The organism is Geodermatophilus sabuli (assembly GCF_010686765.1).
Classification (GTDB): Bacteria; Actinomycetota; Actinomycetes; order Mycobacteriales; family Geodermatophilaceae; genus Geodermatophilus; species Geodermatophilus sabuli_A.
In genome coordinates this window covers 39,006-63,655 of sequence record NZ_JAAGWF010000008.1, presented here as the reverse complement: position 1 = coordinate 63,655, position 24,650 = coordinate 39,006, and the positions used below count along the sequence as shown (strand labels likewise).

Sequence of the window (24,650 nt, the reverse complement as noted above, 5' to 3'; positions counted from 1 at the left end):
CTACCCCCGGTCGTCGTCGGTCACACCGGCCAGGACCGATCAGTTGAAGCCGCGGTCGTCCTGCTTGAGGGCGGTGTCCACGGTCAGTGCCGAGGCGATGACCATGCTGGCCAGCGGCTCGGGCAACCGGGAGTGGACGAGGACGACGTACCGGTCGGAGGTGGTGAACAGCGTCCGCGCGAGGCCCTCCCACTCCTTGGTGATCCGGGCCACCTCCGTGCCCGCCGCATCGGTGATCGCGAAGTCCCAGGCCCGCCAGTTCTCGGCCTGGATCGCGCCGACGACGTGACCGCCCACCACCAGGTCGAACCGGATCTTGCCGAACACGGTGGCCTGCACGATCTCGCCCAGCGGCTGCCCGTTGGGCCGCTCGACCACCACCCGGGACTTGACCAGCTTCGCCGGCCGGGTCAGCACCAGGACGGGGCCGGAGGCGTCCCGGACCTCCAACCGGTGGGTGAGGAACTGGTCCAGGTTCGACACGAACCGGACGGCCTTCTTCAGCCCGCTCTGCCCGACCTGGACGACGGCACCGATCTGCTGGCCCTGCCCGTCGGACACGGCGTACTCGTTGGTCAGCTCGATCAGCTTGGTCTTCTGGCTCACCACGAGCACGGGCTGGTCGTAGAGCGAGGGGCCCGGACGCCCGGCGACCGCCGGCGCCGGCGACGGGGCGGCCTGCTGGACGTGCTGCGTCCAGCCCTGGCCGTCCCACCAGCGGGTACCGCCGCCGCTCCCGGCCGGATCGGGGTACCAGCCGGGCGGTGGAGGCGGTGCGGTCACGGCGCCGGAGCCAACCACACCGGGACGGCCGCCGGGCCCGGGCTCGCCGCGGGGGCCGATCGTGGCCTGCGTGCCAGACTCCGCGGGTGCCCGACCTCACCGATGCCGAGGCCCGTGTCCTCGCCGCCGTGGACGAGCAGTGGTCGGTCGACCGGTTGCGCGAGCTGGTCGCCGTCCCGTCGGTCGGCGGGACGGCGGCCGAGAGCGAGGTCCAGCACCTGGTCGCCGACTGGCTGGAGGAGCTCGGCTGCGACGTCGACCGCTGGCCGGTCGACCTCACCGCCGCCGCCACCGATGCCGGCGCGCCGGGTCAGGAGGTCCGCCGCACCGAGGCGTGGGGCGTGGTGGGCACCCTCCCCGCCGCCGAGGAAGGCCGGCCGGCGCTCGTGCTCTCCGGCCACACCGACGTCGTCCCGGCCGGGGACCGGTCGCTGTGGCGCGGTGACCCGTTCGACCCGCGCATCGCCGACGGCGCGGTGCACGGCCGCGGGGCGTGCGACATGAAGGCCGGGGTCGTCGCCTCGCTCGCCGCCCTGGCCGCGGTCCGGACGGCGGGGGTACGGCTGGTCCGGCCGGTCGCGGTGCACGCCGTCGTCGGCGAGGAGGACGGCGGTCTGGGCGCCTGGGCGACGCTGCAGCGGGGGCACCGCGGCGACCTGTGCGTCATCCCCGAGCCGACGGCGGGTGCCGTGGTCACGGCCAACGCCGGTGCGCTCACCTTCCGGCTGGAGGTGACCGGGCACGCGGCCCACGCCGCCCACCGCGACCAGGGCGTGAGCGCGGTCGAGCTGTTCCAGGTGGTGCACGACGCGCTGCGGGAGTTCGAGGCGCAGCGCCAGCTCGACGCAGATCCCCGGTTCGGCGGAGCCCGGTACCCGTACGGCATCAGCATCGGCCGGGTGCAGGCCGGCGACTGGGCCAGCTCGGTGCCCGACCGGCTGGTCGCCGACGGGCGCTACGGCGTCCGGCTGGGCGAGCCCGTCGCGCAGGCTCGGGCGGCGTTCGAGGAGCGGCTGGCCGCGGTCTGCACCGGCCATCCCTGGCTGGCCGCGCACCCGGTGCGGCTCACCTGGACCGGGGGGAGCTTCGCCAGCGGCTCGCTGCCGACCGGCCACCCCCTGCTTCCCGCGGTGCAGCGGGCGGTCGCCGACACCGGCGCGACGTCCCCGCCCGAGCGGGCCATCGCCGCCGGCAGCGACCTGCGGCAGTACGCCGCCGCGGGGGTGCCGACGCTGCACTACGGGCCCGGCGACCTGCAGCTCGCGCACGGTCCCCTCGAACGGGTGCCGATCGCCGAGCTGGTCACCGCCGCGCGCGCCCTCGCGCTGCTGACCCTGCGCTCCTGCGGTGTCCGATGAGCGGGCCGGTGGACTTCGAGGCCTGGGCGGAGCTGGCCGGGGACTCCCCCACCTCGCGCACCGAGTGGGCGGCGGTGGTGGCGGCGTGGAGCGAGCCGCACCGCCGCTACCACGACCTCGCGCACCTGGCCGCGGTGCTCGGGCTGGTCGGTGAACTCGCCTCCGCCGCGACCGACCCGTCCGCCGTCCTGCTGGCCGCGTGGTACCACGACGTGGTCTACGACCCGCGCCGCGCGGACAACGAGCAGGTCAGCGCCGAGCGGGCGCGGGCCGGGCTGCGCGGGCTGGTCCCCGACGCGCGGCTCGACGAGGTGGTCCGCCTCGTGCTGCTGACCGCCGGTCACGACCCGGCGGAGGACGACGCGGACGGCGCGGTGCTCTGCGACGCCGACCTCGCCGTGCTGGCCGGCCCGCCGGACGCCTACGCCGGCTACGCCTCCGCCATCAGGGAGGAGTACGCGCACCTGTCCGACGAGGAGTTCACCGCGGGCCGGATCGCCGTCCTGGAGCACCTGCTCGGCCTGCCGGCCTTGTACCGGACCGCGGCGGCCCAGCCGTGGACGGAGACCGCGCGCGCCAACCTGGCGGCCGAGCTGGTGCTGCTCAGGCGCCGCGCCGCGCCTTCTTGAGCCGCAGCCCGGCGGCCGTCAGCCGGCCGAGCAGCTCCCGGGCCCCGACCGGGACCGCCCCGGCGGCGACCGCGACGTCGTAGAGGTCCTCCGGGACGTCGTAGTGGTCGCCCTGGAACGCCCGGCGCGGGATGCCGAGCTCCGCGGCGACGAAGGCGTGCAGCTCGTCGTAGGAGACGTCGCTGACCAGGTGCGACCACCGTCGCCCGCGCCAGGGCCAGACGGGGGTGTCGATCAGCACGGCCACGGCGCCTCCTCGCTGCGGTCCGCCGGTCCCGCGGCCGGCGGCACTGCCTCCATCGGTGACCCCGCACGCGCGGTCACGTGGGAGTGTGCCCGCCATGACCCACTAGCACCCGGAGGTGCGGGCGTCCCCGGTCCTCCCGGTGACCGACCTGGTCCGCGCCCTGCGGTACTGCGCGGAACTCGGGTTCCTCGTCTCGGCGCACGACGAGAGCCACGGCTTCGCCGCCTGGGAGGGGCTCGAGCTGCACGTGGCCGTCGTGCCGGGGCACGACCCGCTGCGCACCGCGTCCACCGTCCACCTGCACGTGCCCGACGCGGACGCCGTCTCCGCCGCCTGGGCCGACGTCGCGCACACCACGGCCGCCGAGGAGAAGCCGTGGGGAGTGCGCGAGGGGGCGCACGTCGACCCGGACGGCGACCTGCTGCGTCTCGGGTCCCCGCTAGCGTCGGACGGGTGACTGCAGAGATCCGCTGGGGCGTCGTCGGGCCGGGCCGCATCGCGGAGAGCGTGATGGGCGACTTCGCGCACGTGCCGGGCGCCCGGCCGGTGGCGGTCGCGTCCCGCTCCGCCGAGCGCGCCCACGCGTTCGCGCAGCGGCACGGGCTGGAGCGGGCGCACGGCTCCTACGCGGAGGTCATCGCCGATCCCGACGTCGACGTGCTCTACGTGGCGACGCCGCATCCCCAGCACGCGGCGATCGCGCTGGCCGCGATCGAGGCGGGCAAGGCGCTCCTGGTGGAGAAGGCGTTCACCGCGACCACGGCCGGGGCGGCGGAGGTGATCGACCGTGCGCGGGACCGCGGGGTCTTCGTCATGGAGGCGATGTGGACCCGCTTCCAGCCGGTCGTCGGAGCGCTGCGTCACCTGGTGGCCGACGGCGCCATCGGCGAGGTGCGCTCGGTGCAGGCCGACCTGGGCGTGGCCCGCGACTACGACCCCGACGACCGGTTGTTCGCCCTTGAGCTCGGCGGTGGTGCGCTGCTGGACCTCGGCGTGTACGTCGTGTCGTTCGCGCAGATGCTGCTCGGTCCGCCGGACACCGTCACCGTGGCCGGGTCGCTGTTCCCGACCGGCGCAGACGCCGAGGCCGGCCTGCTGCTGGGGTACGGGGACGGGCGGTCGGCCACCCTCACGACCTCGCTGCGCTACGCGCTCCCCGGCCAGGCGCGCGTCTTCGGGACGACGGGCTGGATCGACGTCCTCCCCCGGTTCCACCACCCGCAGACGATCGTCCTGCACCGGTCCGGGGCGGAGCCGGAGACGATCACCCGCCCTCAGGCGGGCACCGGATACGCGCACGAGCTCGCCGAGGTGACCGAGTGCCTGCGGGCGGGACGCACGGAGAGCACGGTCATGCCGCTGGCCGACACCCTCGCCGTGCAGGCGGTGCTGGGCCAGGCGGCCGACCAGCTGGGCATCCGGCACGCCGAGGACACCGCCGTCCTCGACTGACCCGGGCGGTGCACATCCACCGTCGGGCTGCCGATGAGTGGAGTGACACCACCCATCCGGTCGCCGGGAGTTCCCGTGTTGCTGCTCCAGGGCCTCGCCGCCCTCGCCGCCAAGGTCACCGCAGCGTCCACCGTCACCCTGGCCGCTGCCGGCCTGGGTGCCGCCGTCGTCGGGGTGACCGGGGCGGGCGCGGCCGGGGTCCTCCCCGGCGGCGTCCAGGACGGCGTGGCCGTGGCCATCGAGGCCGTCACCCCCTTCGACGCGCCGGACTCGACCGACGGCCGGCTCCCCGTCCCGGTCGCGGTCCAGCACTCCGCCGTGGCCGGCCCGGACGACGGTCCCGGTGCCGACCCCTCCGCCGTCCCGGAGACGATCGCCCCGCCGTCGGTCACGACGACGGCCGTGCCGACCGGCATCATCGACCCCCGGGACGACGCGGGCGTCCACCAGCACCGCGGCGGTCGCCTCTCGACGGCCCCGGAGACGGCTTCGGAGACGACCCCGGCCACGCCGACCGGCTCCCCGGCCGGCACCACCGGCGAGCCGGACGACTCGGCCGGGCGTGACGACTCCAGCGGCCGGGACCACCCCGAGGACGACGGCCCGGTCGCCTCCCCGACGCCGTCCGCGGCGACGCCCAGCACCTCCGGCCACACGTCCGGCCGGCACGGCGGGGACGACCGGTCGGGTCCCGGCCGGGGCGGCGACGACCACGCCGCCGATGACCGGTCCGGCAGCCACTCCGCCGACGACCGCCCGGACGACGACTCCGCCGACGGCTGACCGCGCTGACCGGGGCCGCCGCGGACCCACGGCTCCCACCTACCGCGGCACGGTGAGGACTTCGGCTCCGTCGTCGGTGATGGCGATCGTGTGCTCGCTGTGTGCGGTCCGGCAGCCCGTCGCGCTCCGGAGGGTCCAGCCGTCGGCATCGGTGACGAGCTCGTCGGTGTCCGCCATGACCCACGGCTCCAGAGCCAGCAGGAGTCCCGGGCGCAGTCGGTAGCCACGACCGGGTCGCCCCGAGTTCGGGACGTGCGGGTCCTGGTGCATCGTCGAGCCGACGCCGTGACCGCCGAACTCGGTGTTGACCCGGTACCCCGCCTCGCCGAGGACCGCCCCGATGGCATGGGAGAGGTCCCCGATCCGGGCTCCGGGGCGGGCCGCGGCGATCCCCGCGTCCAGTGCGCGCTCGGTCGCACTGATCAACGCCACGCTCTCCGCGGACGCCGAGCGGCCCACGACGAAGCTGATGGCGGAGTCCGCGACGACGCCACCCGTGGAGACGGCGAGGTCGAGCGTCAGCAGGTCGCCGTCGGACAGCGCGCGGTCGTGGGGCAGCCCGTGGAGCACGGCGTCGTTGACCGACGTGCAGATGTAGTGGCCGAACGGCCCGCGCCCGAAGGACGGCTCGTAGTCGACGTAGCAGGACTGCGCGCCGGCCTCGGTGATCATGTCCCGCGTCCACCGGTCGACGTCCAGCAGGTTCGTGCCCACCGCGCACCGGCTCTTCAGCGTCTGCAGGATGCCGGCGACCAGCGCACCCGCCTCCCGGGCTCGTGGGAGCTCCGTCGGGTCCAGGAGCTCGATCATCCGACACCTCTCCGCGCACCGATGAGAATCCCGGTAAGAGTATCCCGGTATTAGAATGGGTGTCATGGTCAGGTTGCCGCTCACGCCGGCAGAGGTCGCCCGCGGACAGCGCCTCGGTGCCCTCCTGCGACGTGCCAGGGGGCAGGGCTCGATGCTCGGCACCGCACTGGCTGCCGGGGTCTCACCGGAGACCCTCCGCAAGATCGAGTCCGGCCGGGTGGCCACCCCCGCCTTCCCGACCATCGCTGCGATCGCCGACGTCCTCGGCCTCTCCCTCGACGCACTGTGGGCGGAGGTCAACCGGTCCGACGGCGCAGCCGGTCCGGCGGACGTGGAGCGCAACGCGGGCGGGCTCCTGGTCTCGTAGGTCGCCGTGACGTCGGTGCAGGTGCCGGCGACCGAGGGATGCGGCCTCCGGTCGACGTCCCCGCTCAGTGCGCCGGGGCCGCGTCCCAGGCGAGCCCGCTGGCCTGCTCGGCGGTCGGCACGCGGGTGTGCGCGCGCCCGGTGCGGCGCACCGCCTCGGCGAAGACGACCGCGTCGATCACCGCGGCTCCGCCGGGGTCGTTGTTGAAGTAGACGACGACGTCCGAGGACGGCTCCCAGGTCGCCGCCAGCCGGTCGGCCCACACCTGCAGGGTCTCCGGCCGGTAGCGCGGCCACGGCTCCGCGGCGCCGGTGTGCAGCCGCAGGTAACCCCAGTCGGTGGTGCGCCAGAGCGGAGCGATCGGCTGCTCGTCGCGGTCGGCCCAGCACAGCGCGGCGCCGTAGCGCTCCAGCAGCGCGCGGACCTCGTCGGTCCACCAGCTCTCGTGCCGCGGCTCGACGGCGACGCGCGTGCCGGCCGGGAACTGCGCCAGGCAGACGCGCAGCAGCTCGGCGTCGGCCCGCAGCGTGGGTGGCAACTGCAGCAGGACGACGTCGAGCCGCTCCTCCAGGCCGGCGGCGCGGGACATCAGCCTGGCCACAGGCTCCTCGGGGTCCCGCAACCGCTTGACGTGCGTCAGGAACCGGCTGGCCTTGACCGCCCACCGGAAGTCCGGCGGCGTCCTGGTCCGCCACGCCTGGAAGGTCGTGAGCTCGGGGAGCCGGTAGAAGGCGTTGTTGCTCTCGACGGTGGCGAAGTGCTGGGCGTAGTGCTCCAGCCACGCGCGCTGGGGCATCCGCTGCGGGTAGAAGCGCCCGCGCCAGTCGCGGTACTGCCAGCCCGACGTCCCGATGAGCACCGCCACGCGGTGCGCCTACCCGGCGGGACCGTCCCTAGACGCGCGGGGCGGCCGATCGAGGCCCCTCCTCCCCGATCGAGGGACGACGGCCACGCGGCCCGTCCGCCCCGGGCCGGTGTGCTGAGGCCGGCGCGGGACCGCAGCCGCCCGCTCCGGGGACCTGTGCCTCGACGCCCGCGACCACCAGGCGATGGCCGACCGATGGTGTGCCGCCCTCGGCTACCGCGACTCTCCGCGGAAGGGCCCCGGGGCTCTTCCGCGGGAGAGCCCGGAGCCGAGGCCCGAGACGCCGACAGGGGCGGCCCCGCGATGCGGGACCGCCCCTGTCGGGCTGTGCGGGTGCTACCGATCGGCAGCGGCAGGGCTCAGAAGTCCATGCCGCCCATGCCGCCGTCGCCACCGGGCATGGCCGGAGCGGCCTTCTCCGGCTTGTCGGCGATGACGGCCTCGGTGGTGAGGAAGAGCGCCGCGATGGAGGCGGCGTTCTGCAGCGCGGAGCGGGTCACCTTGGCGGGGTCGATGATCCCGCTGGCGACCAGGTCCACGTACTCGCCGGTGGCGGCGTTGAGGCCCCAGCCGGTGTCGGAGTTGCGGACCTTCTCCGCGACGACGCCACCCTCGAGGCCGGCGTTGATCGCGATCTGCTTCAGCGGCGCCTCGAGCGCGACGCGCACGATGTTGGCGCCGGTGGCCTCGTCACCGGTGAGGTCCAGCTTGTCGAACGCGACGGCCGTGGCCTGCGCGAGAGCGACGCCACCACCGGCGACGATGCCCTCCTCGACGGCGGCCTTGGCGTTGCGCACCGCGTCCTCGATGCGGTGCTTGCGCTCCTTGAGCTCGACCTCGGTCGCGGCGCCGGCCTTGATGACGGCGACGCCACCGGCCAGCTTGGCCAGGCGCTCCTGCAGCTTCTCGCGGTCGTAGTCGGAGTCCGACTTCTCGATCTCGGCGCGGATCTGGTTGACCCGGCCGGCGATCTGGTCGCTGTCGCCGGCACCCTCGACGATCGTCGTCTCGTCCTTGGTGACGACGACCTTGCGGGCGCGACCCAGGAGCTCGACGCCGGCGGAGTCCAGCTTGAGGCCGACCTCCTCGCTGATGACCTGGCCACCGGTGAGGATGGCGATGTCGGTCAGCATGGCCTTGCGGCGGTCGCCGAAGCCCGGGGCCTTGACGGCGACGGACTTGAACGTGCCGCGGATCTTGTTGACCACCAGGGTCGCCAGGGCCTCGCCCTCGACGTCCTCGGAGATGATCATCAGGGCCTTGCCCGACTGCATGACCTTCTCGAGCAGCGGGAGCAGGTCCTTGACCGAGCTGATCTTGCTGTTGACGACGAGCACGTACGGGTCGTCGAGGACGGCCTCCATGCGCTCGGCGTCGGTGACGAAGTAGGGCGAGATGTAACCCTTGTCGAAGCGCATGCCCTCGGTGAGCTCGAGCTCGAGGCCGAAGGTGTTGCTCTCCTCGACGGTGATGACGCCTTCCTTGCCGACCTTGTCCATCGCCTCGGCGATGAGCTCGCCGATGGCCGGGTCAGCGGCGGAGATCGACGCGGTGGCGGCGATCTGCTCCTTGGTCTCGACGTCCTTGGCGGTCGAGAGGAGGTACTCGGTGACCGACTCGACGGCCTTCTCGATGCCCTTCTTGAGGGCCATCGGGTTGGCGCCGGCGGCGACGTTGCGCAGACCCTCGCGGACGAGTGCCTGGGCGAGCACGGTGGCGGTGGTGGTGCCGTCACCCGCGACGTCGTCGGTCTTCTTGGCGACCTCCTTGACCAGCTCGGCGCCGATCTTCTCCCACGGGTCCTCGAGCTCGATCTCCTTGGCGATGCTCACACCATCGTTGGTGATGGTGGGGGCACCCCACTTCTTCTCGAGGACGACGTTGCGGCCCTTCGGACCGAGGGTCACCTTGACGGCGTCGGCGAGGGTGTTCATGCCCCGCTCGAGACCGCGGCGCGCCTCTTCTTCGAAGGCGATCATCTTGGCCATGTGGTGATGTCCTCCATGCATGGATCGCTGCACGGCCGGGACCGGCGCCCGCGACGGACGACACCGGTGACGCGGGCACTCCGTCGGCCCGCGCTCCAGTGCCTCACCGTTCCGACCTGATTGGCACTCGGCACTGTCGAGTGCCAGGAACGAGTCTGGCACTCGACCCTGGCGAGTGCAAGAACGGGGGGTCGGGAGCGGCTGTTCCCGCCTGCCGCGACGACCGAGGCCCGGCCCCCTGACGGGGACCGGGCCTCGGCCGGGAAGCGCTGGGCTCAGGCGGAGCGGACGCCGTCGGCCTGCGGACCCTTCTCGCCCTGGACGACCTCGAAGGTGACCCGCTGGCCCTCCTCGAGGCTCTTGTAGCCGTCCATCTGGATGGCCGAGTAGTGGACGAAGACGTCCTGACCGCCGTCGACGGCGATGAAGCCGAAGCCCTTCTCGGCGTTGAACCACTTCACGGTGCCCTGTGCCACGTGTGCTCCCACGTTGGTGCGTGCGGACGGCCCCCGAGGACCTGGCGGCCGGGTTCTGCTCTTCCGCCCGCGAACACGAACGTGGAACCGAAACCGGCGAGACAGTAGCTCAGCAGAACGTGTCCAGCACCACATCCACGCACGTCAGACACCCGGTCGGGGGAGGACGCGGCCCCTAGGCGATGAGGCCCGACGCGCGCACCGACTTGAGCGACGGTTCCACCCGGTGCGTCGGGCCCACGACCGGCTCGAGCGGGTCGAGGGTCTTCAGCCCCTCGCCGGTGTTGAGGACGACGGTCTCCTTCGTCGGGTCCAGGCGGCCGTCCTCGACCAGCTGGCGGAGCACCGCGACGGTGACCCCGCCGGCGGTCTCGGCGAAGACACCGGTCGTGCGGGCCAGGTCGCGGATGCCCTGCACGATCTGCTCGTCGCCGACCCGGCCGACCGCGCCGCCGGTGCGCCGGATGGCGTCCAGCGCGTAGGGGCCGTCGGCGGGGTTGCCGATGTTCAGGGACTTCGCGATCCCGGTGGGCTTCACCGGCTTGACGACGTCCCAGCCGTTGTCGAAGGCCGTGGCGATCGGGTCGCAACCGGCGGACTGGGCGCCGAAGACGGTCCACTCGGTCGCCTCGACGATGCCCGCGGCCGTCAGCTCGCGGAACGCCTTGTCCACCTTGGTCAGCAGCGACCCCGACGCCATGGGGATGACGACCTGGGCCGGGATGCGCCAGCCGAGCTGCTCGGCGATCTCGTAGCCCATCGTCTTCGAGCCCTCGGCGTAGTACGGGCGCACGTTCTGGTTGACGAACGCGGTGTCCTCGAACTCGTCGGTCTCGGCGAGCTCGCTGGTCAGCCGGTTGACGTCGTCGTAGGAGCCGTCGACGGCGACCAGCGTCTGGCCGTAGACCGCCGACTGCACGACCTTGCCCGGCTCGAGGTCGCTCGGGATGAAGACGAACGACGGGATGCCCACGCGCGCGGCGTGCGCGGCGACCGAGTTGGCCAGGTTGCCGGTGGAGGCCGCGGCGATCTTGGTGTAGCCCAGACGCTTGGCGGCGGTGGCGGCCAGGCTGACCACGCGGTCCTTGAAGGAGTGGGTCGGGTTGGCCGAGTCGTCCTTCACCCACAGGCCGCCGGTCAGCCCGAGCTCCGCGGCCAGCCGGTCGGCGCGCACGAGCGGCGTGAGGCCGGGGTCGAGGCTCACCCGGTCGGCCGGGTCCTGGCCCACCGGAAGGAGCGCGACGTAGCGCCAGATGTTCTGCGGGCCGGCCTCGATCTGCTCGCGGGTGACCGCCCGCATGGCCTCGGGGTCGTAGTCCACCTCGAGCGGGCCGAAGCACTCGGCGCAGGCGTGCTCGGCGACGAGACCGAAGGTGGCGCCGCAGTTGCGGCAGACCAGCCCACGGGCCGGGCACGGGGGCACCGGGCCGCCCGCGCTGGAGTCGGCCTGGACGGAGCCGGGTGCGGTCATGGTCATGCGACGACTACCTCCTCATCTTCCCCGCACCGGGCCGTCGAGCCGCGCGGGACGGAATTGGCACCTCTCGCTGCGCGGATGCGCAGGCGGCGGTTGCCGGGGCTTCGTCGGGCCGTGTCCCTCTGCCCCTCTGGATGAGTGGAACGCCACCGACTGTACCCAGGTGACGCGCACCGCACGGGGCCGACCTGGCGGGGCGGCCCTTGACCGGCCCGGAGCGGCCGACGACGATCCCGTCGTCCCGACCCGCCGGACGAGGAGCTGGCCGTGCCCGCGACGTCCGGCGCCGCCCCGGCCCGTCGCCGACTCGCCCTGGTGGCCGCCCTCGCGATCGGCGCGGCGGCGTGCTCGGCCGGCCCGCCCGGGTCGGCGGAGACCGTCGCAGACCGCTCGGCACCCACCGGCTCCCCGGCAGGGGGCACGGGTACCGGCTCGCCCGCCCCCGGCCTGGCCGCCGTCGCGGCGGATCCGCAGGCTGGGATCGACGGCGTGCTCCGCCAGTACCGCCGCGACGTGCCGGCCCGGCGCCTCCAGGTGCGGCTGACCGCCGGCAACGCCGGGCTGGTCGTGGAAGCGGTCGAGGTGCTCGCGCCCGGGGTGCCCACCTCTCCTGCGGCGGTGCGGGACGCCGAGCTCCGTCCCGGCGCGCCGCTGGAGCTGCCGGTGGTCGCCGGGCCGGGCGACTGCGACGTGACCCCCGCCGCGCCTCGGGCCGTCGTCCGGCTGCGGGACGCCGCCGGGACGCGGCGGGAGGTCACCGTCCCGCTGGCCGACGACGGCCTGGTCCGGCGGCTGCACGAGAGCGACTGCGCCGAACAGGAACTGCGCCGCCAGGCGGCCGTGGAGGTGGCCGGCGTCCGGCCCGTGACCACCGCGGAGGGCCCCGCCCTCGACGTGGTCGTCCGCCTGCGCAGGACCGGCGGGGACGACGACGTCAGGGTGGTGGGGATCGGGTCGAACACCGTCTACGCCATCACCGCCCTGGGCCCGCTGCCCACGCTGGGGAGCGCGGCGGCGGTGGACCTGGACCTGCGTCTGGTGCCGGCGCGGTGCGACGTGCACGCCCTGGGCGAGAGCTACCGCACCGGCCTGATCGGGCTCGTGCTGGCCGTCGGGGCCGGGGATCCGCGGCCGTTCGTGCTGACCCCGGACGACGCCGTCCGTCAGCGGCTGGAGGCCTTCGCCGTCGAGACCTGCCGCGCCGCCGCCGACTGATGCCGGCAGGGGGCGGCCGGTGCCGCCGGACGCCGATGCGACCGGGGCGCCAGGATGGGCGGGTGGCTGCGCGCATCGTCTACACCGACCTCGACGGCACGATGGTCGGGCCGCGGGGCTCCTTCTGGCACACGGCGGGCCGCGCGCTCACCGCGGACCCGGCGACCGCGCTGCTCGAGCTGCACCGCGCCGGTGTCGCACTCGTCCTGGTGAGCGGTCGGACCTTCGAGCAGGTGGTCGAGGCCGGCCGCATCTTCGCCGCCGACGGCGCGATCGCCGAGCTCGGCGCGGTGGTCAGCTGGGCCGGCGGGCGGCAGACCCACCGGCTCGCCGGCGCCCTCCCGGCCGAGTACGCCGGCCGGACGCCGATGGACGTCATGACCGAGCTGGGAGTGGTCGAGCAGCTGATCGCCGAGCACCCGGGCCGGCTCGAGTGGCATGACCCCTGGCACGTCACGCACGTCACCGACGCGCTGCTCCGGGGCCGGGTCGACCCGCTCGCCGTCGACGCGGAGCTGGCCGCGCGGGGCCTGGACTGGCTGACGCTCAACGACAACGGCGCCCTCCCGCCGTCGTCCCGCATGACGCTGGACGACGACCCGCTGCCGCCGCGGGTCTACCACCTCATGCCGCGCGGCATCTCGAAGGGCACGGCGATCGCCTGGGACCTCGAGCGGCGCGGGTTGACCCCCGCCGACGCGGTGGCGGTCGGCGACAGCGTCAGCGACCTGGACATGGCGCCGGCGGTCGACCGGCTGTGGATCACCGCGAACGGGGCCACCGTCGACGGGATGGGGGACCTGCTGGCCGCCATCCCGAACGCCGCGGTGACCCGGCGGGCGATGGGCGAGGGTTGGGCCGAGGCGGTCCTCGCCAGCCTGTGACCGGACACGGCCGATGACTTCCGCCGCCCGGCGGGGTCTCCCCGCCATGGCCTCGCCCCACCCGTCGGACCACCTGGCGCCGCTCGCCCCCGTCATCGGCCGCTGGCGCAGCTCCGGCACGGTCCACGACGGGACGGGCGCGGTCACCGGCCGGCTCGCAGGCAGCGACACCTACCGCTGGCTGCCGGGCGGGGCGTGGATCGCCCACGAGGTGGACGTGGTCGTCGGCGACGAGCACGTGGTGGTGCACGAGGTGATCGGCGGGCGGGACGCCGCGACCGGTGGGTGGCAGATGCACGCCTTCGACGCCTCGGACTCCCCCGGCGTCATGAGCCTGGTCCCGCAGGAGGACGGGCTCCTCCTCCTGCGGGGCGAGGGCGTGCGCTCGTGGTTCGACGTCCGGGCGGGCGACGGGCTGATGACCACGCGCTGGGAGCGGGAGCTGTCGCCGGGCCGGTGGGTGACGTGGATGGACATGCGCTTCGAGCGGGTCCCGGACGCCGGGGACCCGTCCCTCAGCTCGTGACGTCGCGGCGGGCGAAGTGGCGGAAGCCCAGGGCGGTGAACACGGCGATGTAGACCAGCGACTGGACGACACCGCGGAACAGGTCGTCGGAGTCGACCGGCGTCTGCAGGAGGTCGGTCCACGCGAACTCCTCCGCGGTCGGGAACCAGTCCCGGATCGCGCCGAGCTGCTCGACCTGGTCGAGGATCGCGAAGACGAACATGGTGAACACCGCGCCGCCGACCGCGGCCAGGGGCGCGTCGGTGACCGTGGACAGCCAGAACGCCAGCGAGCCGACGACCAGCAGGTGGACGGCGAGGTAGCCGACCATCCCGGTCAGTCGCACCAGCCCCTCGCCCTGCGGGAGCGTCACCCCGATCGGCGTCTGGATCGCGTCGAAACCGAAGGCGATGCCGCCCGCCACGATCGCGGTGAGCACGAGGACGACCAGCGCGCCGACCGACAGGACGAGCGCCGCGAGCCACTTCTGGCGGAGCAGCCGCATGCGCGGTACGGGCGTGGCCAGCGTGTAGCGCAGCGATCCCCACTGCGCCTCGGCGGCGACCGTGTCCCCGAAGAAGAGCGCGTAGACCACGACGAGGAAGAAGCCGGTGGTCGCGAACAGCACGAACAGCGTGAAGTTCAGCCCGCTGGAGGTGGCGACGTCGACCAGGTTGAGCCGGTCGTTCTCCGCGGCCTCCTCGCTCCCCCCGAGCTGCAGCGCCCCGATGAGGATGAGCGGCAGGGCCACCATCAGCGTGAACACCCCGAGCGTGCGCCGGCGCTTGAACTGGCGGCGCAGCTCGACCGACAGCCGCAGCGTCCGCTCAGGCCGGTACCCGGCGACCGCCCCGGTCGGCTGGACGTGCTCGTCGAGTGAGCTCATGCCCGCTCCTCCCCCACCAGTGACAGGAACGCGTCCTCCAGGCGGCGGCGCGGCGTGAAGGCGTCGACCTCGAGGCCGGCCTCGATCAGCGCCTGCAGCGCCCGTGCGCGGCTGGTGCCGTCCAGTTCGGCGACCAGGCCCTCGTCGGTGCGCTCGGCCGACACCCCCGGCAGGCCCTCGAGGACGGCGATGGCGCGCTCGGTCTCCGCGTCGTCGGCCAGGCCGACCAGCACCGCACCACCGGTGCCGACGATCTCGTCCACCGTCCCCTGGGCGATCTTCTGCCCCTTCGCCATGACGACGACGTGGCTGCAGGTCTGCTCGATCTCGCTGAGCAGGTGGCTGGACACGATCACCGTGCGGCCGGTCGCGGCGTAGGAGCGCAGCACCTCCCGCATGGCGTGGATCTGCGGCGGGTCCAGCCCGTTGGTCGGCTCGTCGAGCACCAGCAGGTCGGGCAGGCCGAGCATCGCCTGGGCGATGGCCACGCGCTGCCGCATGCCCTGGCTGTAGCGGCGCACCGGCCGGTCGATCGCGGCACCGAGGCCGGCGACGGCGATCGCCTCGTCCATGTGCGCGTCGGCGGCCGGCCGGCCGGTGGCGGCCCAGTACAACCGCAGGTTGTCCCGGCCGGACAGGTGCGGCTGCAGGCCGGTGCCCTCGACGAACGAGCCCAGCCGCGACAGCACCGGCGCCCCTGCGGCCGCGGCGTGACCGAAGATGCTGATCCGCCCCTCGGTGGGCCGGATCAGGCCCATGAGCATCCGCAGGGACGTCGTCTTGCCGGCGCCGTTGGGGCCGAGCAGCCCGAGCACCTGCCCCCGGCGCACCTCGAAGGAGAGGTCGCGGACGGCGACGAAGCCGTCCTTGTAGGCCTTGGTGACACCGGTGAAGCGCAGCGGCACCTCCTCGCCGTCGGGCTCGACCACCGAGATCCGGCGGCGCTGACGCCGTCCCCAGAGGACCGCAGCCGCCCACCCGAGCAGGCCCAGCGCGACGACCGCGCCGAGCAGCAGCCACCACCGGGAGGTGCCGCCACCGGTCTCGGTCCGGCCGTCCACCTCGGGGACGGCGAGGGTCGCGCCGTCGCCGTCGGCGAGGGCCACCGAGTAGACCGCCGCCTCGGCCGGCAGGGCGAAGGCCTGGTCGGTCGAGGAGACCACCACCCGCATGGTGTGGCCGGCCTCGAAGCGGTGCACCACCGCCGGCAGGGTCACCGCCACCTCGGTCGGGGCGGTGGGGTCCGCCGGCAGACCGGTCAGCGCCAGCGGTGCCACCAGGCCGGAGGGCAGGGTCTGCTGGCCGTCCGGGCCGACGTCGTAGAGCTTGGCGAACAGCGTCGCCGAGCCGCTGGGCGAGGCGACGGCGAGGTCGACCGTCGTCGCGCCCACGACCTCGACCGCCTCCTCGAGGGGCTCGCTGTCGAAGGCGGCGAACTGGCCGGGGATCTCGAACGTGCTGCCCGACAGCGCGGCCCCGAGCGAGCCCAGGCCGGGGACGACGGTGATCGCCGCAGGTGTGCCACCGGCCGGGGTGACCACCGGCTGCACCGGACCGGCGACGGCGATCTCGGCGCGCTGGGCGGCGTCGTCCCCCGTCAGACCGGGGTACTCGGTGGCGAGGACGGTCTGGTTGCCGCCCTGGACGCTGCCGATGCCGGCGGCCAGGCCGGTGGGCGCCGGAAACTGGAAACCGGTGCCCGGGTCGGTGCCGCGGCCGGGGTCGCCGACATCGCGCAGGTACCAGTCGAACCAGCCGGCGACCTCCGTCCGCAGCGACTCGGTGGTCCGCTCCGAGGCCTGCGAGTCGTGCCCCCCGGCGTACCAGACCATCTTGACCGGGGTGCCGTTCGCGGCGATCCCGCGGGCGTTGGCGTCGGCCTGGCCCAGGCCGAACAGCGAGTCCTGGGTGCCCTGGACCAGCAGGGTCGGCGCCTGGATGCGGTCGAGCACGGTGGCCGGGCTGCTGCGGTCCAGGACGGCGGCGACCTCGGGCGTGAGCGTTCCGGTGGCGGCGGCGTCCTGGTAGGCGGCGCAGATGTCGGCGCGGAACCGGCCGCAGGTGAGCAGCTGCTCCACGAGCGCGGGGTCGACGTCGGCGGCGTCCCGCTGCGGCAGCGCCGTCACCCCTGCACCGGCTCCGCCGAGCGCGTCGAGCAGCCCGCCGGTGGGCACCGACCCGACGCCGAAGAACAACCCCGACCACAGCCGCTTGTAGACGCCGGAGTCCGCGTCCTGCGGGGTCGATGCCACGGTGTCCGCGGCGGCGTCGCCCACCTGCGACGGGAACAGCGCCGCGGTCAGCGAGTTCCAGGTGATCTGCGGGGCGATGGCGTCCACCCGGTCGTCGTAGCCCGCGCCCAGGAGCGACAGGGCACCGCCGTAGGAGGCGCCGGCGACGCCGACCCGCGGGTCACCGTCACCGTCCAGGAGGACGTCGTCCCGCTCGGCGAGGCGGTCGAGCAGCGTGGAGAGGTCGGCGACCTCGAACCGGGGGTCGTTGAGCCCGATCTGGCCGGTGCTGGCGCCGAACCCGCGGGCGGAGTACGTGAGCACGACGTAGCCGCGCTCGGCGAGGAACCGGGCGTCGTCGGCCACGGAGTCCTTGCTGCCGCCGAAGCCGTGCGCGAGGACGACCGCGGGAGCGGGTTCGCCGGCGGCCGAGCCGGGCACGTAGACGGTGGTGTCCAGCTCGGCGGCGTCGGCGCCCGTGCCCGAGGTGACCACGGCCTCCTCGGTGGCGACGTCCTCCGCAGCCGCCGCCGGGGCGGCCGGAGCGAGGACGAGGAGGGCACCGGCGAGCGGGAGGGCGAGCAGGGCGGCGAGCGTCGCACGGGCGCCGGGGCGCGGGCGGGGACGCGCGGGCCCGCGGAGGGGACGCACGGAGCGGCCAACGGACGATCGCCGTCCGGTGTTCCGGGCCCCGCCGTGTCGAGGGTCGGTCAGGGCCGCCACTCGCCGGTGGTGACCAGGACCAGTCCGGGCGCGGCCACGTCGGGGACCTCGAAGAAGCGCTCCGCCGGTCCCGAGATCTGCGGGTACTGCTCGATCAGCGCGAGAGCGGCCTGGCGCTGGGCCTCGTCGCCGGCGGTGAAGTAGACGGTGGTGAGCGCGACGTCGCCGCCCTGGTACTGCCCGACCCCGGGCGACTCCCAGCCGCCGGTACCGATCGCCGCGGCGACGTCGGCGGCGAGACCGGAGATGCCCGTGGCGTTGAGGACGGTGACCGGAGCACGCGCCGGCGCTCCGGCCGGCGCCGGCTCCTCCACGCCGGGCAGGGGGGCGACGTCCAGCGGCGGCAGGGCCGAACTGGGGGCGGCCGGCGAGGTCGCCGTCGAGGAGGTGGGCGCGGACTGCTGTGACCGGCCCGCCTCCTGCGCGTCGGAGGCGGTGAAGCCGTAGACCCCGAGGACCAGCAGCGCGACCACGGCCACGGCCAGCAGACCGGTGGCGGCCCGCCGCACGCCGGAGGCGCCCCGGCGCTGCCCGTCGTCGTCCGGGACCGCGGAGGTCGCCGCTCCGCTGCGGCGGGCCTCCTTGCGGCGCTCGGCCTCGGCGGCCTGCCGCTCGGCGCGGAACGCCGCCCGCCCGCCGACGACACCGGTGGAGGGGCCGGTCTCCGGGCCGGAGAGCGCCGGACGTCCGCGGTCCGCGGCGTCGTCCCGGTCCCCCTCGTCCTCGACCGGGTCGTCCCAGTCGTCGTCCCAGCCGTCGGCCTGCGCGGAGGAGCCCCGGTCGGGGATCAGCTCGGTCGACGGCGCGAGCGCGCGGTGGGGGGTCCCCGACCCGCTGCCGCGCGGGATCTCCCGGTCCGGGATCGCCTCGGTCGCCGGAGGAGCGACCAGCGGGGCCTCCTTGCTGCGCGACGGGCTGGTCCAGTCGCGGTAGCCGGGAGCGGCCTCGGCCGGGCGCGTCGACAGCGGCCTCCCCGGCCGGCCGGCGGGCTCGACCGGCACCGCCTCGGCCGGTGCGCCGCCAACCCGTGCGGCGTCGGTCGACCGGCGGCCCTGCGCTGCGCCGAGGTCGGGGGCGGGCCCGGACGCGGGCCGGCCGGTGGAGGGGGCGGGCTCCTCGCCGGGCTCCGGGGTCGGTACCGCTTGGAACGGCGCCACGGTCGTCCGCGGCCCGGCGGGAGAGGCGGCAGGAGCGGCGGGCGCGGCAGCGGCGGCCGCCGGTGGAACGGGCAGGCGCGGCCGCGTCTGCGCCGCCGGCTGCACCGCCCGGGAGCGGGCGGCGGCCGGCGGAGCGGGCCGGGACGGCAGGGCCGTCACCGGGGCGGCCGGAACGAGCGCGGGCGGGGCCGCGACGGCCGCCGTGGGGATGGCCGGGCGGGCCGGCGGCTGGGCGACCCAGGGCGGGGCGGCCGGGCGCGCCGGAGCCGCCGGGGCGGCCACACGAGCCGGGACGGGGTCCCCCGGGCGAGGCGGCGCCGTGCGGCGGCGACCCGGGTCGTCGCCCGCGTCCAGCAACCCGTCGCGGCGACGGTCCGCGCGACTGCGGCCCGGCGTCGTCGGGTGGTCGCTCAGGTCGGTGTCGCTCAGGACAGGGGTTCCCGGACCGGTCGGCCGGGCGGGTTCGGCACCGTCCGTGCGGCGACGACCATGGGGAACGGGAGTCGATCCCCGTTCCGATACGTCACTGCCTGACGCGAGGTGCCTGCCCACGGTGACCAAATCTAACCGTCGCGGCCCCCCTTGCCCAGGACCGCCGAGGATCGGCGCTGCCCGCGCGCGGCGCGGACGCGCCGCAACCGCCGGACCAGCAACGGATCTGCCTCGAGTGCCGCGGGCCGGTCGACGAGGGCGTTGAGGACCTGGTAGTAGCGCGTCGGGGCCAGCCCGAACCGGTCCCGGATCGCCGTCTCCTTGGCACCGGGACGGCGCCACCACTGCCGTTCGAACACGAGCATCTCGTGCTCTCGTCGGGTGAGACCCCCGGGCGGGGGCTGGGTGTCGGTCTCGTGGGTGTGCGCGGGCGGGGAGGTCACCTCGCCCCCCGGCGGGGAGACCGCGGGAGCTGGTTCGGCAGACATCGGAGGTCCTTCTCTGTGGTGCGGGGACCCGACCGTAGCGCCGCCCACCGACGATCGGGGCGGACTCGGCTGCGCTCCGGTCAGACCGGCGCCGGCGCCACCTCCGCCGTCCGCCGGCGGCCCTCGGCACGGGCCTGCCGCAGCGTGTCGGCGGTGAACACGGCCAGGGCGATCCACACGATGACGAAGCCGGCCAGCCGCGCCGGCGGCATCGGCTCCTGGTACACGAAGACCCCGATGGCCAGCTGCATGAGGGGCGTCACGTACTGCAGGAGGCCCACCGTGGACAACGGGATGCGGCGGGTGGCGGCGGCGAAGAGCAGCAGCGGGACGGCGGTGCCGACGCCCGAGCCCACGAGCAGCAGCAGGTGCCCGGCCCCCTCGCTGACCGCGGTGCCGCTCCCGCGGGTCTCCAGGACGGCCAGCACGGCGACGGCGGGGAGGAGGACGAGGGCGGTCTCCACGAACAGTCCCGGCGCCGCCTCGACCCGGACCAGCTTCTTCATCAGCCCGTAGAGGCCGAAGCTGACCGCCAGCGCCAGCGCGATCCACGGCGGGCGGCCGTAGTCGATGGTCAGCACGGCCACCGCCACGGCGGCGATCCCGACGGCCACCCACTGCAGCCTGCGGAGCCGCTCGGAGAAGACCACGACGCCGAGCAGCACGCTGACGAGGGGGTTGATGAAGTAGCCGAGCGAGGTCTCCACGACGTGCCCGGAGTTGACGCCGTAGACGAAGACCAGCCAGTTCACCGCGATCAGCACCGCGGCGCCGAGGAGCACCAGCAGGGTCCGGCGGTCGGCGACGGCCGCGCGCACGTGCGACCAGCGACGGAGGACGGTCAGCAGCAGCGCGACGAACAGCAGGGACCAGACCACGCGGTGGGCCACGATCTCGACCCCGCCGGCGGGCTCGAGCAGGGGGAAGTACAGGGGGAACAGCCCCCACATGCCGTAGGCGGCCAGCCCGGAGGCGACACCCGCACGCCGCTCGTCCACGGCCGCACCTTACGTGCGGCTGCCTCCGGGGCACCGACCCGAGCCCGGGGAGGGGCGGGCAGGGAGCCCGTCGTCAGACCGTCTGGATGTAGTCCACCAGCTGGGCGCGCTCGTTCTCCAGCTCGTCGAGCCGCGCCTTGACGACGTCGCCGATGGACACGATGCCCACGAGCACACCGCCGTCCACGACCGGGACGTGCCGGACCCGGTGGTCGGTCATCGTGCGGGCCAGCTCCTCGACGCCCGCACCGGGCTGGCAGGTGTGCACCTCGGCCGTCATCAGGTTCGAGACCGGCTCGGTCAGCAGGCCCGCGCCCCGCTCGTGCAGCGCACGGACGACGTCGCGCTCGGACACGATCCCGTCCACCGTCCGCCCGTCGGCGGACACGACGAGCGCGCCGACGCCGTGCTCGGCCAGCATCGCGAGGGCGGTCCGGACGGTCGCGGACGCCTCGACGGTGGCGACCGCGGAACCCTTGCGGCGCAGCAGCTGGCTGATGTGCACGGGGCCTCCTCGCAGGTGGGCGCGGCATGCAGTGTGCCCTGCGCCACAGCTCCCCGGCAATGGCCGGGCCGGGACGCCCCGGCGGGCGCCGGACCGGCCTACCGTCGAGGGGTGCGCACCCGGTCCGCCGTCCACCGGCCCACGCCGTGGCAGTGGCTGCGCTACGCCCTCGGCGGCGGGCTGCCCGCGGAACTGTCCCCGTGGGTGCTCGCGGACACGACCGGGCCGGGCTGGGCCCGCCGCCACCTGACCCGCGCCGTCGTCCAGCTGCTGCCGGTGCTGGTGCTGTGCCTGGTGGTCGTCCCGGTGCCGGTCGCCTATCGCCTGGCCGCTGCGTTCGGCGGACTGCTGATGGGGCTGACCTTCTCGATCGCGTTCATGACCGAGACGATCGAGCACCGGGTGGCCAAGGCCGGGTACCCGGCCGGCACCGCCGCCCGGCTGCGCGAGGAGCGCGCCGAGCGGGCCCGCGTGGAACGCCGCGCTCCCTACCGCCGCGACGGGGCGGGCAGCTTCGACTGAGGGAGGACCCCGTCCTGCTCACCCCTTCGCGAGCTCGGGGTGAGCCTCTGGACGGGGCCGGTGCGAGGCGTGGGGGGAGGCGGCCGCTCAGTCCTCGACCCGGAAGCCGATCGCCAGCCGTACCTGGAAGTAGGCGACGGCCCCGTCCACCACCTGGCCGCGGATCTCCTTGGTCTCGAACCACTCGATGTGCCGCACCGTCTCGGCGGCCTTGGCGATCGCCGTGCGGATCGCCTCGTCGACGCTGGTCTGGCTGCTGCCCACGATCTCGCTGAGCCGGTACACGTGGTCACCCACGGCTGCCTCCCTGGTCTGGCGTTGGCTGGCACGCGGGCCGGCGGACACCGACCGGGCGCGCGGGAACGCTATCGGGAGGAGCGGGGGTGCGGCAGGTCGAGCGCGCCCCGGGACGGGGACCCCTGAGCCGGCGGGGGGACTCGAACCCCCAACCGCCCGATTACAAGTCGGGTGCGCTGCCAGTTGCGCCACGCCGGCGGGACACGGGAACGAGTCCCGGGACGAGTCTAGGGACCACGCACCGGACGACTCGGCGGGCCCGTGCCGCGGGCCTGGGCGGCCGGCAACCGAGCCGTGCCTCGTGACGGTCGGCCCGCACCGGATCCCACCGTCACCTGCTCAGGGCGGCGCCGAGGTGGGTCACCGCGGCCACCTCGGCGTCGTGGATCCCGGCCAGCTGCCCGCTCATGCCGGCCAGGACCGCCGCGAGGCGTTCCTCGTCCAACGGAGGCGCGTCGGCGTGCTCGGCCCGCAGCCGCCACAGCTCCTCGGCGGCCGCCGCCCGCTCCGCCGCACCCGCGTCGCCCTCGGCGACCGCTCCGGTGACGGTGGCGGTGAGGGTCCGCAGCCGGGCGATCTCCGGGACGTCGTCCGGCAGCGCCGTCTCGGCGAGGGCGTGCCAACGGTCGGCGACCTCCCGCCACCGCGGCGCCTCGGCGGCCAGCGCCGGCTGGTCGAGCACGACGGCGGCCTCCTCGAGCCCGTCGGCGAACAGCCCGCGGAGGTGCCCGCCGTCCATCCCGGCGGACTCGACGCCCTCCCAGACGCTGGCCAGCGCGCGCAGCAACCCGCGCCGGTCGGCGAACACCGCCGGCCACCCCTTCGCGGCCCGCGGGTCGGTGAGCAGCCGGGACCACTTCCGCCAGGCGGGCAGCGCGAAGGAGGTCGACGACCCGCCGAGGTGGTCCACGCCGGCCTCCAGCCCGGCGCGCACCGCGGCGCGCAGCCGGTCGCCCGGCACGGCGGCGGCCGCGCTCCGGACGACCAGCATCGTGTTGCGGTAGCTGCCCACCCGGGCCCGCGCCCGGTCCAGGTCGGGGGCCGGGACGGTCAGCGGCGCGAGCGTGCGGTCGTCGACGTGCACCCGGGTCCCGGTGGCGGCGTAGACGACGACCGGATGGCCACCCATCCCGTCGAGGAACGGCGGCAGGTTCCAGTAGCCGAGGTGGTAGCGGTCCGGCCAGACGATCGCCGGATCGCCGGCAGCCACGGTCGAGACCAGCTCCTGGGCCGCACGCGCGGCGCCGGCGGTGCGTGACCAGGCGACGTCCAGGCCCAGCCGCTCGACGGTCGTGGCCAGCCGCCGGTCGAAGTACTGCCAGGAGTGGGTGAACCCGAGGGTGACCACGCGGCTGTCGTCGTGGGCGAACTCCCAGAGGATGTAGCCGGCGCCGAGCCCGCCGCCGACGAGGAACAGCAGGGGCTCGGTCAGCGGACCGTCGGGGCCGGTGACCCCGCGGTGGGCGAGCACGTTGGCCAGCGCCGCGGTGTCCGGGTCGGTGCCACCGCGCAGCGCCCACCCGAGGTCGACGACGGGACCGGTGTCCCTGGCGCCGACGACGTGGGCGCGGGCGACGGCGTAGCGCTCGCCGGTCCGGGCCATCCGCGCGCGCACGCGGACCTTGAGCTGCTTGGCCGTGGTCATGGTCGGACTCTCCCGGCTGCGCCCGCGGCGACGGCTCCACGCGGCCGTGCGCCGCCGCAGCCGTGGCATCCGAGCGAACAGGACGTCCGGGCCGTGCAGCGCCTCGAGGCTCTCGCAGTCCCCTTTGCCCCGCGTCGCCGGCCCGCGTGGAGGACCGGTCTGGGGTTGGGCGTGAGGCTCGCCGGGGCCACCATAGACCCTGGGGCGCCCAGGGCGGGTCTGACGGACCTCCGGCTCCGGCGACGCCGCTCAGGCGGCGGGGTCCCCGTGGCGCAGGTGGCCGGCCGGGTCACTGCCGGGTGACGGGGTGGCGGCGAGCCACCGCGCGAAGCCGGCCGGGTCGCGGCGCTCGAGCTCGTCGAGGGTCTCCTGGCGCCGGACCACGAGCGCCTGGCGGGTGCCGAGGTCCAGCCGCGTGGCCAGCGCCTCCGTCGTCCGGACCCACTCCCGGCCCAGGTCACCGGTCGACAGCGCCGACACCGGGAGCACCGGGACCGGCCGCCGCACCGTGGCGGGCGGCACCTGCGGGACGCCGGCCGCGATGCCCCGGTCCGTGCGGACCACCCACACCGCCAGCGCGGCGGTCGCCCCGGCCCCGGCCAGCAGCAGGGTCAGCAGCGCCCCGCCGAGCACCGCCGCACCGGACAGCACGAGCAGCACCGCGACCGCCGCCGCGGCCGCCCGCCAGGCCGCGTCCATCGTCGCGCGCCGGTCGGGCCGGTCGGACTCCCGCGCGATGCCGGCGGCCAGGCAACCGGACACGACCGCGGCCAGGCTCACGGCGACCAGGCCGTCGGGGGGGAGGGCCAGGCCGCCGACCACGGCCAGGGCGCCACCGGCGAGCAGGCCGATCCCCAGCAGGGGCAGAGCGAGAGGTCCGCGGTTGGGCACTGGGCAGCCTCCAGGACGCGCCGGGCACGGGATCGG

26 protein-coding genes, 1 tRNA gene and 1 riboswitch are annotated in these 24,650 nt (G+C 75.1%); of the genes, 10 read left to right on the top strand and 17 right to left on the bottom strand.

What is annotated here, in order from left to right; all coding sequences use genetic code 11:
• Positions 1-39 precede the first annotated feature (39 nt).
• Positions 40-783 carry a phospholipid scramblase-related protein gene (locus GCU56_RS07155; protein WP_163480839.1) on the bottom strand — a complete coding sequence of 248 codons (744 nt, stop codon included), beginning with the start codon at positions 781-783 and terminating at the stop codon, positions 40-42.
• A gap of 86 nt (positions 784-869) precedes the next feature.
• Between GCU56_RS07155 and GCU56_RS07150 the strand changes: the two genes are divergently transcribed.
• Together GCU56_RS07150 and GCU56_RS07145 are read left to right on the top strand one after the other, a co-directional pair.
• Positions 870-2,141 carry an ArgE/DapE family deacylase gene (locus GCU56_RS07150; RefSeq protein ID WP_163480838.1) on the top strand — a complete coding sequence of 424 codons (1,272 nt, stop codon included), beginning with the start codon at positions 870-872 and terminating at the stop codon, positions 2,139-2,141.
• Positions 2,138-2,770 (top strand): HD domain-containing protein, encoded by a 633-nt coding sequence (locus GCU56_RS07145; RefSeq protein WP_163480837.1) that lies wholly within the window; start codon positions 2,138-2,140, stop codon positions 2,768-2,770. Before GCU56_RS07150 ends, GCU56_RS07145 begins: the two co-directional genes overlap by 4 nt.
• Here GCU56_RS07145 and GCU56_RS07140 read toward each other — a convergent pair.
• Positions 2,745-3,017 carry a DUF4031 domain-containing protein gene (locus tag GCU56_RS07140; RefSeq protein ID WP_163480836.1) on the bottom strand — a complete coding sequence of 91 codons (273 nt, stop codon included), beginning with the start codon at positions 3,015-3,017 and terminating at the stop codon, positions 2,745-2,747. The genes GCU56_RS07145 and GCU56_RS07140 overlap by 26 nt on opposite strands.
• 139 nt (positions 3,018-3,156) lie before the next feature.
• On the opposite strand from GCU56_RS07140, the gene GCU56_RS07135 reads away from it, so the two are divergent.
• The 3 genes from GCU56_RS07135 (at position 3,157) to GCU56_RS07125 (ending at position 5,252) form a co-directional block, all read left to right on the top strand.
• Entirely contained in the window at positions 3,157-3,474 is a 318-nt protein-coding gene (locus GCU56_RS07135; protein WP_204331639.1) for a hypothetical protein, read from the top strand.
• Positions 3,471-4,469, top strand: coding sequence for a Gfo/Idh/MocA family protein (locus tag GCU56_RS07130; protein WP_163480834.1), 999 nt, complete (start codon positions 3,471-3,473; stop codon positions 4,467-4,469). The genes GCU56_RS07135 and GCU56_RS07130 overlap by 4 nt, the downstream gene beginning before the upstream one ends.
• A gap of 75 nt (positions 4,470-4,544) precedes the next feature.
• Complete coding sequence (locus tag GCU56_RS07125; protein ID WP_163480833.1) at positions 4,545-5,252, top strand: hypothetical protein; 708 nt, start codon at positions 4,545-4,547, stop codon at positions 5,250-5,252.
• A 39-nt stretch (positions 5,253-5,291) separates the two neighbouring features.
• On the opposite strand, the gene map is transcribed toward GCU56_RS07125, so the two are convergent.
• Positions 5,292-6,062, bottom strand: coding sequence for a type I methionyl aminopeptidase (gene map, locus GCU56_RS07120; RefSeq protein ID WP_163480832.1), 771 nt, complete (start codon positions 6,060-6,062; stop codon positions 5,292-5,294).
• Positions 6,063-6,126: 64 nt separating this feature from the next.
• Here map and GCU56_RS07115 point away from each other — a divergent pair, with 64 nt between their 5' ends.
• Complete coding sequence (locus GCU56_RS07115) at positions 6,127-6,429, top strand: helix-turn-helix transcriptional regulator (protein ID WP_163480831.1); 303 nt, start codon at positions 6,127-6,129, stop codon at positions 6,427-6,429.
• Positions 6,430-6,493: 64 nt separating this feature from the next.
• On the opposite strand, the gene GCU56_RS07110 is transcribed toward GCU56_RS07115, so the two are convergent.
• The 4 genes from GCU56_RS07110 to thrC all read right to left on the bottom strand — a co-directional run bounded on the left by GCU56_RS07110 (position 6,494) and on the right by thrC (position 11,235).
• Positions 6,494-7,294 (bottom strand): DUF72 domain-containing protein, encoded by an 801-nt coding sequence (locus GCU56_RS07110; RefSeq protein WP_163480830.1) that lies wholly within the window; start codon positions 7,292-7,294, stop codon positions 6,494-6,496.
• 359 nt (positions 7,295-7,653) lie between these two features.
• Entirely contained in the window at positions 7,654-9,282 is a 1,629-nt protein-coding gene (gene groL, locus GCU56_RS07105) for a chaperonin GroEL (protein WP_163480829.1), read from the bottom strand.
• Positions 9,283-9,557: 275 nt separating this feature from the next.
• Positions 9,558-9,758, bottom strand: a complete 201-nt coding sequence (locus GCU56_RS07100; RefSeq protein WP_163480828.1) for a cold shock domain-containing protein — start codon at positions 9,756-9,758, stop codon at positions 9,558-9,560.
• A gap of 175 nt (positions 9,759-9,933) precedes the next feature.
• Positions 9,934-11,235, bottom strand: a complete 1,302-nt coding sequence (thrC, locus tag GCU56_RS07095) for a threonine synthase (protein ID WP_204331638.1) — start codon at positions 11,233-11,235, stop codon at positions 9,934-9,936.
• Between the two features lie 12 nt (positions 11,236-11,247).
• A riboswitch (SAM riboswitch) is annotated at positions 11,248-11,376 on the bottom strand.
• Between the two features lie 126 nt (positions 11,377-11,502).
• Between thrC and GCU56_RS07090 the strand changes: the two genes are divergently transcribed.
• From GCU56_RS07090 to GCU56_RS07080, 3 genes are all read left to right on the top strand, one after another.
• On the top strand, positions 11,503-12,450 hold the full coding sequence (locus GCU56_RS07090) for a hypothetical protein (protein ID WP_163480827.1): 948 nt from the start codon (positions 11,503-11,505) through the stop codon (positions 12,448-12,450).
• Between the two features lie 62 nt (positions 12,451-12,512).
• Positions 12,513-13,334, top strand: coding sequence for an HAD family phosphatase (locus GCU56_RS07085; protein WP_163480826.1), 822 nt, complete (start codon positions 12,513-12,515; stop codon positions 13,332-13,334).
• 46 nt (positions 13,335-13,380) lie between these two features.
• Positions 13,381-13,860 (top strand): hypothetical protein, encoded by a 480-nt coding sequence (locus tag GCU56_RS07080; RefSeq protein ID WP_163480825.1) that lies wholly within the window; start codon positions 13,381-13,383, stop codon positions 13,858-13,860.
• On the opposite strand, the gene GCU56_RS07075 is transcribed toward GCU56_RS07080, so the two are convergent.
• The 6 genes from GCU56_RS07075 to GCU56_RS07050 all read right to left on the bottom strand — a co-directional run bounded on the left by GCU56_RS07075 (position 13,850) and on the right by GCU56_RS07050 (position 21,259).
• Positions 13,850-14,725 (bottom strand): ABC transporter permease, encoded by an 876-nt coding sequence (locus GCU56_RS07075; protein ID WP_163480824.1) that lies wholly within the window; start codon positions 14,723-14,725, stop codon positions 13,850-13,852. The two genes, GCU56_RS07080 and GCU56_RS07075, sit on opposite strands and share 11 nt — an antisense overlap.
• Positions 14,722-17,607 (bottom strand): alpha/beta fold hydrolase, encoded by a 2,886-nt coding sequence (locus tag GCU56_RS07070; RefSeq protein ID WP_163480823.1) that lies wholly within the window; start codon positions 17,605-17,607, stop codon positions 14,722-14,724. Before GCU56_RS07070 ends, GCU56_RS07075 begins: the two co-directional genes overlap by 4 nt.
• 59 nt (positions 17,608-17,666) lie before the next feature.
• Positions 17,667-18,680: a LytR C-terminal domain-containing protein gene (locus GCU56_RS07065; protein ID WP_163480822.1), complete on the bottom strand. Its 1,014-nt coding sequence runs from the start codon at positions 18,678-18,680 to the stop codon at positions 17,667-17,669.
• A gap of 719 nt (positions 18,681-19,399) precedes the next feature.
• Entirely contained in the window at positions 19,400-19,756 is a 357-nt protein-coding gene (locus GCU56_RS07060; RefSeq protein ID WP_163480821.1) for a DUF3263 domain-containing protein, read from the bottom strand.
• A gap of 80 nt (positions 19,757-19,836) precedes the next feature.
• Positions 19,837-20,754, bottom strand: a complete 918-nt coding sequence (gene rarD, locus GCU56_RS07055; RefSeq protein ID WP_163480820.1) for an EamA family transporter RarD — start codon at positions 20,752-20,754, stop codon at positions 19,837-19,839.
• Positions 20,755-20,827: 73 nt separating this feature from the next.
• A complete protein-coding gene (locus GCU56_RS07050) occupies positions 20,828-21,259 on the bottom strand; it encodes a CBS domain-containing protein (protein WP_163480819.1) in 432 nt (143 codons plus the stop codon).
• A gap of 111 nt (positions 21,260-21,370) precedes the next feature.
• Here GCU56_RS07050 and GCU56_RS07045 point away from each other — a divergent pair, with 111 nt between their 5' ends.
• Entirely contained in the window at positions 21,371-21,781 is a 411-nt protein-coding gene (locus GCU56_RS07045; RefSeq protein ID WP_163480818.1) for a DUF5313 family protein, read from the top strand.
• 87 nt (positions 21,782-21,868) lie between these two features.
• Here the strand turns inward: GCU56_RS07045 and GCU56_RS07040 are convergent, their stop codons facing one another.
• The 4 genes from GCU56_RS07040 to GCU56_RS07025 all read right to left on the bottom strand — a co-directional run bounded on the left by GCU56_RS07040 (position 21,869) and on the right by GCU56_RS07025 (position 24,614).
• The gene (locus tag GCU56_RS07040) at positions 21,869-22,078 is read right to left on the bottom strand and encodes a dodecin (RefSeq protein ID WP_163480817.1); all 210 of its coding nucleotides are present in this window, start codon (positions 22,076-22,078) and stop codon (positions 21,869-21,871) included.
• 125 nt (positions 22,079-22,203) lie between these two features.
• Positions 22,204-22,276, bottom strand: a tRNA-Thr gene (locus GCU56_RS07035).
• Between the two features lie 133 nt (positions 22,277-22,409).
• Positions 22,410-23,723, bottom strand: a complete 1,314-nt coding sequence (locus GCU56_RS07030) for a BtrH N-terminal domain-containing protein (protein ID WP_163480816.1) — start codon at positions 23,721-23,723, stop codon at positions 22,410-22,412.
• A 249-nt stretch (positions 23,724-23,972) separates the two neighbouring features.
• Entirely contained in the window at positions 23,973-24,614 is a 642-nt protein-coding gene (locus tag GCU56_RS07025) for a hypothetical protein (protein ID WP_163480815.1), read from the bottom strand.
• Positions 24,615-24,650 lie beyond the last annotated feature (36 nt).

What these genes read in the sequence shown, in the direction of transcription:
- GCU56_RS07145 (WP_163480837.1), top strand. Translation starts at nt 2,138, where the DNA reads ATGAGCGGGCCGGTGGACTTCGAGGCCTGGGCGGAGCTGGCCGGGGAC.
- GCU56_RS07075 (WP_163480824.1), bottom strand. Translation starts at nt 14,725, where the DNA reads ATGAGCTCACTCGACGAGCACGTCCAGCCGACCGGGGCGGTCGCCGGG.
- thrC (WP_204331638.1), bottom strand. Translation starts at nt 11,235, where the DNA reads ATGACCATGACCGCACCCGGCTCCGTCCAGGCCGACTCCAGCGCGGGC.
- GCU56_RS07060 (WP_163480821.1), bottom strand. Translation starts at nt 19,756, where the DNA reads ATGTCTGCCGAACCAGCTCCCGCGGTCTCCCCGCCGGGGGGCGAGGTG.
- groL (WP_163480829.1), bottom strand. Translation starts at nt 9,282, where the DNA reads ATGGCCAAGATGATCGCCTTCGAAGAAGAGGCGCGCCGCGGTCTCGAG.
- GCU56_RS07115 (WP_163480831.1), top strand. Translation starts at nt 6,127, where the DNA reads ATGGTCAGGTTGCCGCTCACGCCGGCAGAGGTCGCCCGCGGACAGCGC.
- map (WP_163480832.1), bottom strand. Translation starts at nt 6,062, where the DNA reads ATGATCGAGCTCCTGGACCCGACGGAGCTCCCACGAGCCCGGGAGGCG.
- GCU56_RS07030 (WP_163480816.1), bottom strand. Translation starts at nt 23,723, where the DNA reads ATGACCACGGCCAAGCAGCTCAAGGTCCGCGTGCGCGCGCGGATGGCC.
- GCU56_RS07080 (WP_163480825.1), top strand. Translation starts at nt 13,381, where the DNA reads ATGGCCTCGCCCCACCCGTCGGACCACCTGGCGCCGCTCGCCCCCGTC.